This window comes from Frigoribacterium sp. MCBA15_019, from assembly GCF_001864945.1.
GTDB lineage: Bacteria > Actinomycetota > Actinomycetes > Actinomycetales > Microbacteriaceae > Frigoribacterium.
Genome location: NZ_MJGS01000001.1, coordinates 661,433 through 674,054, shown reverse-complemented (window position 1 = coordinate 674,054; position 12,622 = coordinate 661,433). Strand labels below are relative to the sequence as shown.

16 protein-coding genes are annotated in these 12,622 nt (G+C 69.6%); all 16 read right to left on the bottom strand.

Going from position 1 to position 12,622, the window contains the following annotated elements:
* Positions 1-1,035 carry a hypothetical protein gene (locus BIV04_RS03220; protein WP_071254060.1) on the bottom strand — a complete coding sequence of 345 codons (1,035 nt, stop codon included), beginning with the start codon at positions 1,033-1,035 and terminating at the stop codon, positions 1-3.
* Between the two features lie 7 nt (positions 1,036-1,042).
* Entirely contained in the window at positions 1,043-2,053 is a 1,011-nt protein-coding gene (locus BIV04_RS03215; RefSeq protein WP_071254058.1) for a hypothetical protein, read from the bottom strand.
* Positions 2,054-4,531 carry a hypothetical protein gene (locus BIV04_RS03210; RefSeq protein WP_071254056.1) on the bottom strand — a complete coding sequence of 826 codons (2,478 nt, stop codon included), beginning with the start codon at positions 4,529-4,531 and terminating at the stop codon, positions 2,054-2,056.
* Between the two features lie 56 nt (positions 4,532-4,587).
* Entirely contained in the window at positions 4,588-5,070 is a 483-nt protein-coding gene (locus tag BIV04_RS17500) for an endonuclease domain-containing protein (RefSeq protein ID WP_083396089.1), read from the bottom strand.
* A gap of 362 nt (positions 5,071-5,432) precedes the next feature.
* Positions 5,433-5,702, bottom strand: coding sequence for a hypothetical protein (locus BIV04_RS16665; RefSeq protein WP_071254052.1), 270 nt, complete (start codon positions 5,700-5,702; stop codon positions 5,433-5,435).
* A 99-nt stretch (positions 5,703-5,801) separates the two neighbouring features.
* Complete coding sequence (locus tag BIV04_RS03195; RefSeq protein WP_071254050.1) at positions 5,802-6,350, bottom strand: hypothetical protein; 549 nt, start codon at positions 6,348-6,350, stop codon at positions 5,802-5,804.
* 14 nt (positions 6,351-6,364) lie between these two features.
* On the bottom strand, positions 6,365-6,769 hold the full coding sequence (locus BIV04_RS03190; RefSeq protein WP_071254048.1) for a hypothetical protein: 405 nt from the start codon (positions 6,767-6,769) through the stop codon (positions 6,365-6,367).
* Positions 6,766-7,053: a hypothetical protein gene (locus BIV04_RS03185; RefSeq protein ID WP_071254047.1), complete on the bottom strand. Its 288-nt coding sequence runs from the start codon at positions 7,051-7,053 to the stop codon at positions 6,766-6,768. Before BIV04_RS03185 ends, BIV04_RS03190 begins: the two co-directional genes overlap by 4 nt.
* Before the next feature lie 10 nt (positions 7,054-7,063).
* The gene (locus BIV04_RS16995) at positions 7,064-7,408 is read right to left on the bottom strand and encodes a hypothetical protein (RefSeq protein ID WP_071254045.1); all 345 of its coding nucleotides are present in this window, start codon (positions 7,406-7,408) and stop codon (positions 7,064-7,066) included.
* Entirely contained in the window at positions 7,405-7,530 is a 126-nt protein-coding gene (locus tag BIV04_RS17385; RefSeq protein WP_255364128.1) for a hypothetical protein, read from the bottom strand. The genes BIV04_RS16995 and BIV04_RS17385 overlap by 4 nt, the downstream gene beginning before the upstream one ends.
* Entirely contained in the window at positions 7,527-7,934 is a 408-nt protein-coding gene (locus BIV04_RS03175) for a hypothetical protein (protein ID WP_071254043.1), read from the bottom strand. The genes BIV04_RS17385 and BIV04_RS03175 overlap by 4 nt, the downstream gene beginning before the upstream one ends.
* Before the next feature lie 62 nt (positions 7,935-7,996).
* Complete coding sequence (locus BIV04_RS03170) at positions 7,997-8,944, bottom strand: P22 phage major capsid protein family protein (RefSeq protein ID WP_071254041.1); 948 nt, start codon at positions 8,942-8,944, stop codon at positions 7,997-7,999.
* A 24-nt stretch (positions 8,945-8,968) separates the two neighbouring features.
* Positions 8,969-9,487 carry a hypothetical protein gene (locus tag BIV04_RS03165; RefSeq protein ID WP_071254038.1) on the bottom strand — a complete coding sequence of 173 codons (519 nt, stop codon included), beginning with the start codon at positions 9,485-9,487 and terminating at the stop codon, positions 8,969-8,971.
* Between the two features lie 65 nt (positions 9,488-9,552).
* On the bottom strand, positions 9,553-10,419 hold the full coding sequence (locus BIV04_RS03160; RefSeq protein ID WP_083396088.1) for a D-alanyl-D-alanine carboxypeptidase family protein: 867 nt from the start codon (positions 10,417-10,419) through the stop codon (positions 9,553-9,555).
* A gap of 9 nt (positions 10,420-10,428) precedes the next feature.
* The gene (locus tag BIV04_RS03155; protein ID WP_071254034.1) at positions 10,429-11,229 is read right to left on the bottom strand and encodes a hypothetical protein; all 801 of its coding nucleotides are present in this window, start codon (positions 11,227-11,229) and stop codon (positions 10,429-10,431) included.
* A gap of 15 nt (positions 11,230-11,244) precedes the next feature.
* The gene (locus BIV04_RS03150; protein WP_071254032.1) at positions 11,245-12,606 is read right to left on the bottom strand and encodes a phage portal protein; all 1,362 of its coding nucleotides are present in this window, start codon (positions 12,604-12,606) and stop codon (positions 11,245-11,247) included.
* Positions 12,607-12,622 lie beyond the last annotated feature (16 nt).

Sequence of the window (12,622 nt, the reverse complement as noted above, 5' to 3'; positions counted from 1 at the left end):
CTAGAACTGCCCGGCGGCGAGGGTCTCGGTCTCGATCGTGACCTGCCAGTCGGAGCCGACGTCGGCCTCGGAGGTGAAGGTGATGGTCGGCGACGAGTTGGCTGGCACATCGACCCAGCCGCGGCGGGAGTAGCCGTAATACTGCTGACCGACCTGCGTGTACATGCGGACGGCGGAGGGCTGGGTGATCGTGCCCGCGGTGCTCGTGACCCCGACGCCGGCGCGGCCCGCTGCCGAGGGTGAGATGAGCCCGTCGATGTTCCAGTTGACGCGCTGGGCCTGGGGGCTGGCGGGGACGGTGAGCTGCTCGAGGATGAGGCCGCCCGGAGAGTTCTGGCCGGTCGTAACGACGCGGCGCGTGTTGCGGGCGGCGTGACGACCGATGACTTCCCAGCCGGAGCCGTTCCAGAGCTCGGCCCAGTGCTTGTCGAGGCGCCAGATGGCGAGGGGCTCGCTCTTGGCGAGGGCGTCGCGCTCTGTCTGGTCCCAGACGGGCAGGAAGCCGCCGGCCGCGACCGCGTAGGGGGCGATCCAAGTGACGGTCGGGTTGCCGCCGCCCGTCTTCGGCACGTTGATCTTTGCGAGGGGGATGGACCGCACGGGCGTTGCCGGAGTCGGCGCCGTCGCTGAGGCGGTGCCGGCGATGTAGCCGACCGTGACGACAGGCGCCTGCCCGGGGGCCGCACCGTCTTCGGCCGCGTCGGTGACTTGGACGTAGACGAGGTCGGTCCGGGGGTTCGACGCGTTGGACGCGGTGAGTGCTCCGGACACCGTGGCGTCGATCGCGTAGGTGTAGGGCCCGGCTTCAGCGGCGGTCTGGACGTCGAGCAAGCCCGCGTGCGGGGCACAGCTCCAGGCGGTGGTCGAGGCGGTGACGGTGGTGGTGGACGTTCCGGGACGGACGCCGGAGTGGGCGCCGAGCGGGCGGCCGGCGGTGGCACCGAAGGCGAAAGGCGCCTGCGTCTGTCGCAGGGCTCGGCCACTGTATGCGGGGGCGCCCCCGACGGCGTCGGCGGGCCAGAGTCGATTGGTCAAGAGTGTCCTACTTCCAGGAGGGCGTCGCCGTCACGGTGAGGCGTGCGGCGGGGGTGAAGGACGCGGCGGTGAATGACCACGTGTTGAGGCCGGGATCGAACTGGGACCACCCGCGCGAGGTGATCCACCCGGCGCGCGAGGCTTGCCCGTTGGCGAGGACCGTGCGCGCCTCCATGTCGATCTCGAGCCACTCGCCGGCGCGTAGAGCGAGCGAAGAGGAGAAGACGAGCTGGGCCCCGGTGGAGACGTGAGTGACGACGGGCCCCACGCATGGGCCGTCGATGCGAAGTCTCACGGGGCCGGACTCATTGCCGGGGTTGACGAGCGAGACCTGCCCGGTGACCGTCGTGGCATCGACGGTGAAGGCAACGGTCAGGCCACCCGTCGCGGGCGAGGACGAGGCGAGATACTGGTCGGTGGCAGGTTGCCCCGCGGCGGTCAGAACGTCGTAGTAGTCCTCGCCGCCCGCGGCGGTCAGCCGACGGCCTTGCGTGTTGGCGGCAGCGTCGGCCTGCGCGGCAGTCATGTACTCCGGGTCGGTGCCTCCCGACATCGGAGAGATGACGAGCCCGCCGAAGGTGCTCGGAAGGGTCGTCGACGTTGCGAGGTCGGCGCCGAACTTGCGCCAATCGTCGGACGCGACTTGAAACGACCAGTCGACTTGTGTCGAGTTGATCCAGGTGGGGATGAGCTCGCCGGTCTGGTAGAACAGGCCCCAGCGCGGGCTCGTCGTCTCGGCGATCGACATGACGAATTCGGTTCGGCTGATGGCGGTACCGAGACGGTCGAGGGCGGCCTGCGCGGCGGCCGGTGTGGGGGCCGTGAAGCCGCCGGTGATGGTCACGGCCCGGGCCTTCGCGAGCTTGGCGCCCGACCATGCGCCGGACTGGCGGGGCCGCTGCGTCTGCGAGGCGGTGGAGCCGGTCGGGCCCCACCCCTCGACGTTGCTGACGCCCCAGAGGACGCCGAACTCGTCGGTGCCGAAGAGGGGCAGGTCGCCCGCTTGTACGGTGAACAATTAGGCGTCCTGTCCCTTCTTGCGGCGCGCGACCTCCTGTGCGGTGGCCTCCGCCGAGACGGCTTCGTAGATGTTGAATTGGTCGCCTCCTGCGGGGGGCCGGCCCGCGCCGTCGATGCGTGCGCGTGACTGCGCCGCGTCGAAGGCGTCCGGCGACTGAATCGTCGGGACGGTCGGGATCAGCGCGTCGGATGCTCGAGCGACAAGACCCGCGGTCGACGCGAGGCCGATAGCCATGCCCTGACCGGTGAAGACACCGATCGAGCGCATGAGGCGCGAGGGCGAGTGAATGCCGAGGAAGTTCTTCACGCCCTCGACCGAGTTGCGGATCGGGGCGAGAACGGCCTCGGCGATGCGGCCGGCCGCGGCCTGCACGCCCTGAATGAGGCCTTGCATCATGTTCGAGCCGACCGACACGAGGAGCGAGCCAAGGCCGGACAGAGCGCCGAGGATCTTCCCCGGAAGGCTGCTCACGAAGGAGACAGCCGATGAAACGCCCGAGGAGATGGCGCCGGTGATGCCGGCCCAGGCGCCAGAGACGATGCCCGTCAGGCCGTTCCAGGCCGACGAGAAGAGCGACCCGATGAGGCTAAGGGCCGCGCTGATGACCGACTGCACGATCGACAGCGCGCCCATGATGACCGACTTGATGAGGTTCCAGGCCCCACCAACGATGTTGCCGAGCCCCGTCCAGACTTGAGACCAGTTGCCCGAAATGACGCCAGTGACGACCTGAATGACGCCCTGGACGATCTGCAGTGCGGCGGTGATGACGGCCGCGATGACACCGAAGACCGTCGTGACGACTGGGAGGAGCGCCTGGATGATCGGAATGAGCAGCCCCGCGAGCGTCGAGATGACCGGCAGGATCGCGCTGATCACCGAAGACCAGACCGGCACGAGCGTGCTGATGAGCATGACGATGAGCGGCGCGATGGCGCTGGCGACCTGAGAGAAGATCGCCACGAGCGGCGGGAGCACTGCGCCAACAAGCTGCACGATGACCGGGACGAGCTGCGAGAGCAGGCTCGACACGAGCGGCATGACGGCGGCGACTACTTCGCCGATGAGGCCGACAATCATGCCGAGGGCCGGCGCAAGGGCCGCGAGCAAGCTCGAGAAGACCGGGCCCAGCGTGCCCAGCGCGCCGGTGATGACCGGGAGGAGCTGCGAGACCGCACTGCCGAGCGTGGCGAAGATCGGGGTGAGCGAGGAGCCGACGGTCGAGGCGAGACCCGCGAGCTGGCTGCGCAGCTCCGGCGAGCTTGCGAGCAGGGCGCCAATGATGCCGACGACGAGACCGAAGGGGCCGAGGAGCAAACGCGCTGCGGGGGCCAGCTTGGTCAAGGTAGCGATCATGGGCGCAAATGCCGAGGCGACCCTGGCGCCGATGTTGAGCATGGGAGCGAGGTTGAGAAGGAGCCCGCCGACGACGGCGCCGATGGGCGCTAGGTACGGAGCGAGCGTCGAGAACGCGCTACCCACGCCAGCCATGGCGGACTGTGCCGTCTCGCGCATCGTGAAGAGGAAGTCGACGAAGCCGCTGTCTTCCTGCAGTCCGGCGAAGGGCTTGAAGTCGCCCTTGCCGAGGATGGAGTAGATGCCGCCGGCGACGTCGATGACCGTCTTGATGCCGGTCTCCGCGCCGTTGAGGGCGGGGCCGAGGACGCCGATGAGGATCGACGCCAGGCCGGAGATAGCGGGCACGAGGGCCGCACCGATGCGGGTCTTGCCGTCCTCCCACATGGCGTTGAGGACTTGTTGCTTGTGGGAGAGGGTGTCGGCCTCGCTGGCGAAGTTGCCGTGCGCATCGGCCGTCTGATCCATGATGATCGCGAGGGTCGCGGCCTGGTTGGCCTCGGCCGACAGCGCGCCGCCGACCTTCGTGAAGCCGAGCTCGGCGGCCTTCGCGTCGACACCGGCCTGGTTGAGGCTGACGCCGTACTTCTCGATCGGGTCGCGCTCGCCCTTGAGGGCGGAGGACAGGGCGCCGACGGCATCCGCGGTCGAGCCGCCGAACATCGACGACAGGTCGGCACCGAGGCCGATGAGGTTGTTGGTCTTCGGCGCCAGCTCGTCCATGGCTGTTCCACCATTTTTTAGTTGGGTGCCGATGAGCGTTCCGAGTTCGGCGTACTCGTTCTTGGTCAGGCCGACCGACGTGGCCGCGGTAGAGGCCCAGTCGAGCATCTGCGGGGCGGCACTCTTGAAGACGGTCTCGATCGCGCCGACGCTCTGCTCGAGGTTGGCGGCGCCCTGGACGGCGTCCTTGAAGAAGCCCCCAACGCCGACCGCGGCGAAGAGAGCGCCGGCACCGGCGGCGAGCTTGCCGACGGAGGGCATGAGGCCTTTGCCGAACAGGCCACCGCCGTCAGCGCCAGCACGGCTCATGGCGGGGTTGACCTCGCCGGAGAGCGCCGAGCCGAAGCCCTTCGCCGACGGGATGATGGTCAGGGTGGCGAAGCCGACGTTGGACATCGGACCTCCTTGGGCATGAAAAAACCCCGGCCACAACGGACCGGGGTTTCAAAGGGTTAGCGCTCGAGGTATGTGGCCAGCGAACGTAGGACGGTGGGGCTATCGCGGGCACTACCAATGGCGTGGTTACAGCCAGCGCAGAGCAGCCCGCGAACGCATTCACCGCAGGACTGCTTGCCTGGGCAGCATGCGTGGTCGTGATCAACATGCGCCGCGGTGGGTGTCTCGAAGGGGCGAGCGCAGACCTGGCAGGCCCACCCGAGCTCGTCAAGGCGCTGACGCTTCTCTGATGGGGTCATTCCATGGGCACGACCAGCCGTCTTGCGGTACGCCGTCTGGTAGGCCTTGGCGGGTTCTGGGTTGGCGGCATACCGAGCAGCCGCAGCGGCCAGAATTGCGGCACGGTTGCGGGCGTACGTTTCCCGGTTTGCAAGGCGCTGGCATTCGCGGCAGCGACCTTGCAAGCCGTCCCGCGCTCGGCGGTCGGGACCGAACTCGCTGAAGTCCTTACGTTCATCGCAGCGCGGGCACAGTTTCATGCAAGAGGAGGGGGGCCGAGACCGTCACGGCTGCTCGAGCCGTGCGCGCTGCTCTTCGAGTCGAGCGCGGAGGCTGGCGTAGCGCGTGCTGGCGCTCTTGGGCTTGGGGAGTGCGGGGTGGGGCTTGCCGGTCCACGCGGACCAGAGGTCGGCGATGAGGATGGCTTCGACCGTCCAGTCGGGGTTGACGTCGGCGTGCTTCCGGGCCGTCGCGGAGTCGGCGGGGAGCCGGGAGACGAGGATGGACAGGCGGCGGAGGGAGAGCTCGCCGCGCCAGTAGGCCGCGAGGTCGACGCCGTAGAAGCGCTGGAGGTCGGCTTCTACGACGTCAGCGTCGTCGCGGAGTAGCGCGACGAGCTCGCTCAGTTTCCCGAGATGCCGAGGGCGCTCTGGAGCTCGACGACGAACTCCTGGAAGGTGGCGACGGTGGGCTTGGTCGCACGGAAGGCGGCGATCTGGTCGTCGCCGAGGACGAGACGGAGGAACGTGGCGACCTTGCCGTCCTCGAACGCCTCGAGGGCCTCGAAGGGCCACTGGCTGGTCGGCGCGACGCTGTAGTCGATGCCGGCGAAAGTGAAGGGGACGTGCTCGCCGAGTGCTTCGGCGGCGGTGGGGCTCTTGCGTGCGGTCATGCGGGGGTTCTCCTAGCGCGGGTCGGAAAGGTGCGCGGGCATGGGTGAGAGACGAGGGAGCGTCCCGCGCGGACGCTCCCTCGCCGGTTCAGGGGAGGGCTAGACGACGGCCGTCGGGTCGGTCTCGACGGTGGTGTAGAGGGTGCCGTCCTCCTCGGGGAAGATGAGGACGGTGATCTCGTAGACCGTGGGGTCCTCCTCGCCTTCCTTGACCTCGCCGATCTCGGAGACCTCGGCGTGCTTGACGATGCGGCGCTTGGTGCGTCCGCCGTCACGCAGCTCGAAGCCGATGGCGAAGGCGTCGGTCGTCGGGACGACGATGCGCGAGGTGCGCACGCCGCCGACGGTGATGCGCTCCGAGCCGGGGTTTACGAGTCGGAAGGTGGCCTTGTTGTCCTCGAGCGCGACGAACTTGAAGGTCCGCTTGTGCTTGGACTTCGTTCGGCGGTAGAGGATGCCACCCCAGGCGTACGACTCGGACGTGTCCTCGTCGCGGCCTTCGGTGAAGCCTTCGGCGCCGTCGAGGAGGCCGGCGGCCTCCCAGGCAGCGCCCCAGGCGGTGGTGACGTCGTCGGGGCCTTCGGTGTCGACGGCTGCGATGTAGACGTCGGCTCCCTGCCACTGGGCGGTGTTCTTGGCTTCTCCCATGGGAGTCGCTCCAATCAGTCGAGTTGCTCCGGCACGAGCCGAGCGGTGAGGGTGAGGTAGGAGAGGGGCTCTCCCGTGTCGGGGTCCTCGGTGGGAATCGGGCCCGTACGGTCGCCGAAGCTGCGTACGCCGGGGGCGTGGGCGCCGAGGAGGAGTGCTTCGCAGAGGCGAGCGAGCGCGAAGCCGAGGCCCTCGTCGCGGTGCCAGATGGAGAGGCGGACGGCTTGCTGACCGTTGAGGCGGGGCGTGCGGCTCGAGCCGTCGACCTGGACACGCACGTAGGGGCGCGGGCCTTGGGGGTCGGACGGCTTCGTGCTCACCGTGACGCCCAAGGCTTCCGGCTCGGGGCGCCCGGCGAGGAGCGTGCGGAGGACGTCGCGGGTGATGAGCCGGGCGTCGGGGAAGACGAAGCCGGTCACTTCTTGCTCCTGACCTCGAGGCCAGCAGCCGCAGCGGCCTTGCTGAGCGTGCCGTGCTTGGCCTCCATGCCGAGGCCCGCGGGGTGTGCGAGCGTCACGCCAGCGGCAGCACGGTCGGTTGTGTACGTGTCGACCTTGACCGGCAGGGGCTCGCCGCTGCGGACCGTCTCGGAGACGTTGCTGGCGACGCTGTCGGCGGTGTCGGCGACGAGGGCGGCGACATCGGCGGACTGCAGCACCTCGAGGATGCCGGGGCTATCGAGGCGGAGCTGGTTGCGGGCCATGCGGCTCCTCTCAGGCGGTGAATCGGACGAGCTGGGCGGAGGTGGAGGTGCCCATGGACTCGCTGCGGCGGACGACGGGGTCGCCGTCGACGCGCCACACCTCGCCGGAGATCTCGACGCGGTCGTCGCGGTGCAGGTCGGCGGCCGAGGGGACGAGCAGGAGGCGCTCCCCTTCGGTGAGGCGGGTGACGACGCCGTCCTTCTCAGACGACGTGACGTCGTGGACGACGGCGCCCCGGAGCCGCTGCCGCTCTGGCGCTGCCCAGGACTCAACGGGGTCGCCGTCGTAGTCGAGGGCCGTGCCGGGGCGGAGGCGGTAGACCGGGCGCGCTCGAGTGGGGCGCGCAAGGCTCACGGCACGTCCTCCAGCTCGACCCACGGCAGGGCCTCCCCGACGACACCGGTAAGGGCATCGACGGAGACGAGGTAGACGACGCCGTCGATGACTGCGTTACGCGGCTCAGGGGGCTGGGTCACGTCGTGTCTCCGTCTCCGTAGGCGCTGGGCGTGCGGATGGTTCCGACGAAGCCGCCGGAGCGGCCCGTCGCGGCGCGTCGGACTTGGGCGATCTCGCGGGCGGTCAAGTAGACGCCGGATGTCTCGGTGTTGCCGACCGTGTGCTCGCCGTAGGTCTCCTGGGCAATGCCTTGCGGGTTTTCGTACTCGCGTCGGGCAGCCTTGAGGACGACGAGGTGGACGACGTCAGGGGCGTCGATCTTCCAGGTCGAAGCCTTGGAGGTGGCGACCTCGGCGAGCACGAGCGCGGTGGCGTCTTCGAGGGCCGCTTCAGCGCCGGCGAGGTCTTCCTCTTCGAGGGAGCCCTCCGGGACGCGGAGGCGCCGCTCGAGCTCGGCGACCGGGGGCGGGAGCAGGTTAGGCACTCGGTCTCCTCTCGGGAGGCGGTGAGGAGGGAGCCGGTCACCCCGGCTCCCTCCTCAGTCGGCTACTCGCCGGCGGGTTCGGTGTCGGACGTCGAGATGCGGATGGCGGCGCCGTTCGGCACCTCCGTCACCTTGACCGTGCCGAGCGCGTAGTCCCGCTCGATACGGAAGAGCGGCATCGCCGTGACGCCGGCGAAGATCGACACGAGCGAGCGGTCGACGGTGAACTTGGCGTCGTAGTCGCGGAGGTAGCGCAGGGCGTAACCGTTCGCGCTCACGGTCTCCCCGAAGGTGGCACCTTCGGGGACCTTCGGGGCCCGGACGGCGAGGGTGAAGGCGTTCTTGTGGAACGCGACGATCTGGTCCTCCTCGAGACGGGTCGACTCGACGACCGTGAAGCCACGCACGAGCCCCACCTGCGCCTCGCGGAGAGCCGCGGGCGAGTCGGACTGGCTCGCGTCGGTGATCGCCTTGGCGTCCAGGAGGTCGGCGTACACGGCCGTCCCGACGACGGCAACGAGGCCGCTCGCGGGGACGTTCCGCTGACGCAGGGTCGCACGGATGCGGGTGAATGCCGAGACCGGGTCGGTGCGGTCGTAGGCGATGGACGTGTCGAGGGGGACCGCGCGCAGCTTTTCGGCCACCAGGTGCTCGAGCTTGTCGACGACGGCCTCGACCTGCGGGGCCAGGACGCGGGACGCGAAGTCGTCGATGCGGAGGCTCACATCGCCCTCGGAGAGGGCGAGGGCGCTGTAGGCGTGCGTGGTGAGGCTCACCGGCACGGTCTTCTCCGTGAGGTCGTCCGTGACGATGGCGGCTTGGGTCTCGTCGATGTCGCGGTCGCGGGCGATCAGGGCCGGCCCGACGCGCACGTCGACGGTCTTGCCGAGCGCGGTGGCGATGTCGGAGTCGTAGTTGCGCGAGATGAGCGCGGTGAGGACGGAGTCTTCCTTCGCCAGCTCAGCGGCGACGGCGGCGACCTGCGCCGGGGTGTAGAGGTCGTTCGGCATGTGGCCGGGTCCTTTCGGAGAGGGTTAGCTGCGCGCCTTGGCGGCGATCGCGGCAGGGTCAAAGGGCTCGGCGACATCGCCGCCGTGTCCAGGAGTGAGGGTCAGGTCGGGCTTCGGCTTGCCGGGGAGTTCTGGCTTCGCGTCGGCGTCCGGCTTGGGTTCGCCATCGGGCTTGGCATCGGCATCCGGCTTGGGCGCTTCGGCGGGGGCCTTCGGCTGACCGACCTTCGACAGGCGCTCGGCCTTGGCGAGGATCTCCTCCTCGGTGTCACCGGAGAGGAAGTCGACGAAGTCTTCGGACACGGTGGGGTGCTTGCGCAGGGCCCGCTCGGTCCAGAGGGCACGCTCGGCCTTGTCGGCGCGGTCCTTCTCGGTCTCGCCTGCGGTGGCCTTCGTCTCGGCTTCCGTCAGCGCCTGGCGGGCGGTAGCGAGGTCGGCCTGCAGGGTGGTCTTGGCGCCGCGGAGGTTCTGGACAAGCGTCCAGGCCTTCGCTTCGTCGAAGTCGTCGCCCCAGGGCTTCTTCTGGTCGTTGGTGTCGGTCATGTTGTTCCTCCTGGGAACGAAAAAGCCCCGGACCTGCCGGGGCTGAGATGGTGGGGTGCGGGTGCTCAGGACTTGAGGCGTGCCGCGAGGGTGTCGGCGACCTTGCCTGCGACCTCAGCGGCGAGGGCGCTGGTGTCGACGTCGGCGGCGAGCTTGCCGTCGAGGCCAGCGAGGACGGCCGTGGCGAGGGCCGAGGCGTCGACCGTCTCGGAGTCGTGCGAGGCGTAGAGCGCGTACTGGTTCCAGCCGACGCGGTCGACCGAGATGTCCTGCACTCGGCCACCGTGGCGGCGGGCCACGTCCTTCATGGCCTCGAAGGCGCCACGCGGGGCGTAGCCGGACGAGGTCTGGGTGAAACGCCCACCGACGAGCACGCCGGTGGAGGCGTACGCGGGATCGGTCTTGGCGCTGGGGACGTCGAGGATGACGGCGACGAGGTCCATGTCGTGCTCCTTCGGGGGCTCAGGGACGGGATGACGGGTGGCAGCGGGGGTGTCGAAGATCGACGGGCCGCGCGTGATGCGGGGGTCGCCGACGTAGTCGTAGTGCCAGGCCTCGGGGCGGCTGAACGAGTTGCCGGTGGGCTTCCAGCCGTAGGCCGGCGCGTTGGCGTCCATCCACCGCTTCGCCGCGGTCCCGAAGGAGGCGACGCCGGAGCCGAAGTCACACGAGATGCCTAGGCCGTGGTTGGAGCTGCCCGGGTAGGCGGCGAGGTTGCCGGTCCCGGCCTGGTACTTCCGCCAGTACTCGAGCTGGCGCGTATAGTCGCGGTAGCCCTCGGTGATGACGAGGGGCTGCCCGAGGGCCTCGCGGAAGGCGTAGGCGAGCATCCCGTACTGGGACGCCGCGTCGCGGCGGAGGAAACCGGACCCTGACACAGACGCCGGAACGGCCATGAGGTCGGCTGTGGCGAGCCTGCCATTTTCGGCCATTCGGGCCTCCTAGCTGGTCTGTCGGGCCGCGAAGTACGCGGCGTGCCGCTCGTCGAAGGCGGCCTGGAGCTCCTCGAGGCTGAGCTCGGGATGAGCGACGGCGTAGGCGTAGTCGGTGCGCCAGAAGCCGCCGACGTCGCGCGTGGACGCCTTGTAGAGGTCGTTCAGGCGGCGCGAGGTGGGGTCCCAGCCGCCGGTGCGGTCGTTCTTGAAGACCGGCTTGGCCGAGCAGCCGCACCCGTCGTGGGCCGAGAAGCTCGCCGTGCCGGCCGAGTAGATCGGGCCGCGGCCGAGGAGCATGGCGCAGAAGTGACAGGGCTTGCCGTCGCTGACGCGGGCCCAGCCGCGGGTGTCGCCGTCGGCGTCCGCGAGAGCGATGATGCGCCGTCGCGGGGCCTCGAGGATGCGGCGCTTGGCCGACCGGAGCATGGCCGCCTTGGCGGCGGTGAGGGCCTGGTCGGCGGGCGTGCCGTTCGCGATCGCCTTCTTGGCGTTGGCGACGCTCGTCGCGTGGAGCGCGGCGCGGTTGGCTTTCGTCTCGGTCGGCTGGAACTCGACGTCGGGTGCTGGCTTGTCGTAGCCGGCGAGGACCTTGGAGGCGTCGTAGTATTCCTGCGCTGTGAGCTCGCCGGAGCGGCGGCCCGCCTTGATTACGGCCGACGCCTGAGCCTGGAACCGGAGGAAGGACCCGTCGATGTCGGCGGGGTCCATCGTGCGGTCCCAGAGCTCGGCGAGGATGACCTGGAGGCGGGCAACGTCGCGGACCTGCTGCTGCATGTGGCGGCGAGCGAGGATCTCCTGCGTCGTCACGGCGCCTCCTGGGTGCTACTCGGTGGCGGGTGCGTCTGTCGACGTCTGACGCTGCGTCTCCTGAAGGAGCGCTGTCATCGGGTCGGGGTTGGCCGCGCGCAACTCGGTCCAGCGCGTGATGTCGCCGTCGGTGACGCCGGGGATGCGCTCCCAGAGCGCCTCGACGGGCACGGAGAGCATCGTGGCGATCTTGCCGAGGGCGTCGACCGTGGCCGCGAGGGAGCGGGCCTCGGTGTCGCGCCAGCGGACCTGGGCGTCGAGGTCGGCAGCCCCGGCGGAGTCGCCGGCGGCCTTGGCCGCGAGGCGAAAGCCGGACTCCCAGGACTCGCCGAAGTTAGTCTCGTACTCGCCGATCTTGCGCTGGGTCGAGTCCTGGATGGCGGCGAGGGCGTCGGCGCTGATGTTGACGAGGTCGCCCATCATGACGGTCGGACTTACCTGCGAGACGGCCGCGAGGGTGCTGACGCTCGAGTCGTAGAGGCGCAGGTGTCCGGACATCTCGGTCTGGGCGAAGTCGCCGAAGCGGGCCTCGCTGTCTTCGGAGACCCAGAGGCGGTCAACGGCGGAGTTGAAGGGCTCGACGGGGTTGCCGTCGTCGTCCTCGGGGATTGCCAGGCCGGTTGCCCAGCGCTGGCGGAAGCTCGCGTACTGGAGCGCCATGAGGGTCGAGAAAACGACTTCGTTGACACGGTCCTGGAGGTTGAGGATCGGGCGGATGATGCCCGTTGCCTCGCCGTCCAGGCGGTCGCGGAAGCGGACGAACGGCGTGACGCCGAGGCCGTGCGACTCCGTCGCAGAGAGCACCCAGCGAGAGTCGTCGCCCTTCGGCTTGGCGAACGTGTAGACGTTCTCGGCGTCGAAGACCTCCATGAGGCGAGCGCCGTCAAGGGTCGTGCCCTTGTGCCGAAGTGCGAGCTCCGGGAACTCCTCGTCGGGGTCCGAGTACCAGGCGGCCGAGCGGAGGGGCGACAGCGGCCGGAAGTACGGGATGCGCTTGGTCTGCACGCTGCCAGGCAGGACGAGAGCGTAGCTCGTGCCGAACTCAAGCGCACCGCGGTGGGCGATGTTCTGGCGGGCGTCGAGGCCGTTGGCCTGCCAGTAGCTCCAGGCGGTGGCGTTGTCGCCGGCGCGCGCAGGGCGGTAGCCGTCGACGAAAAGGCCGTGCGAGTAGGTGTCGCTGAGGAGCGGCGTCCAGTTCGTGATGGAGCGCTTGGCGAGATGGCGGTACTCGGCCTTGGCCCCGCGGGGCATGTAGGGCAGATCGTGGTCGCCGGCGAGGTAGCGGCGGACCTTGCCGAGCCGACCGGAGACGGGCTCGAGGTCGGCGGCGAGCTCTTCGTCGAGGCGAGCCGCCAGGGCGGCGTCGATGTTCGGCATGGGCCCTCCAGGGGAT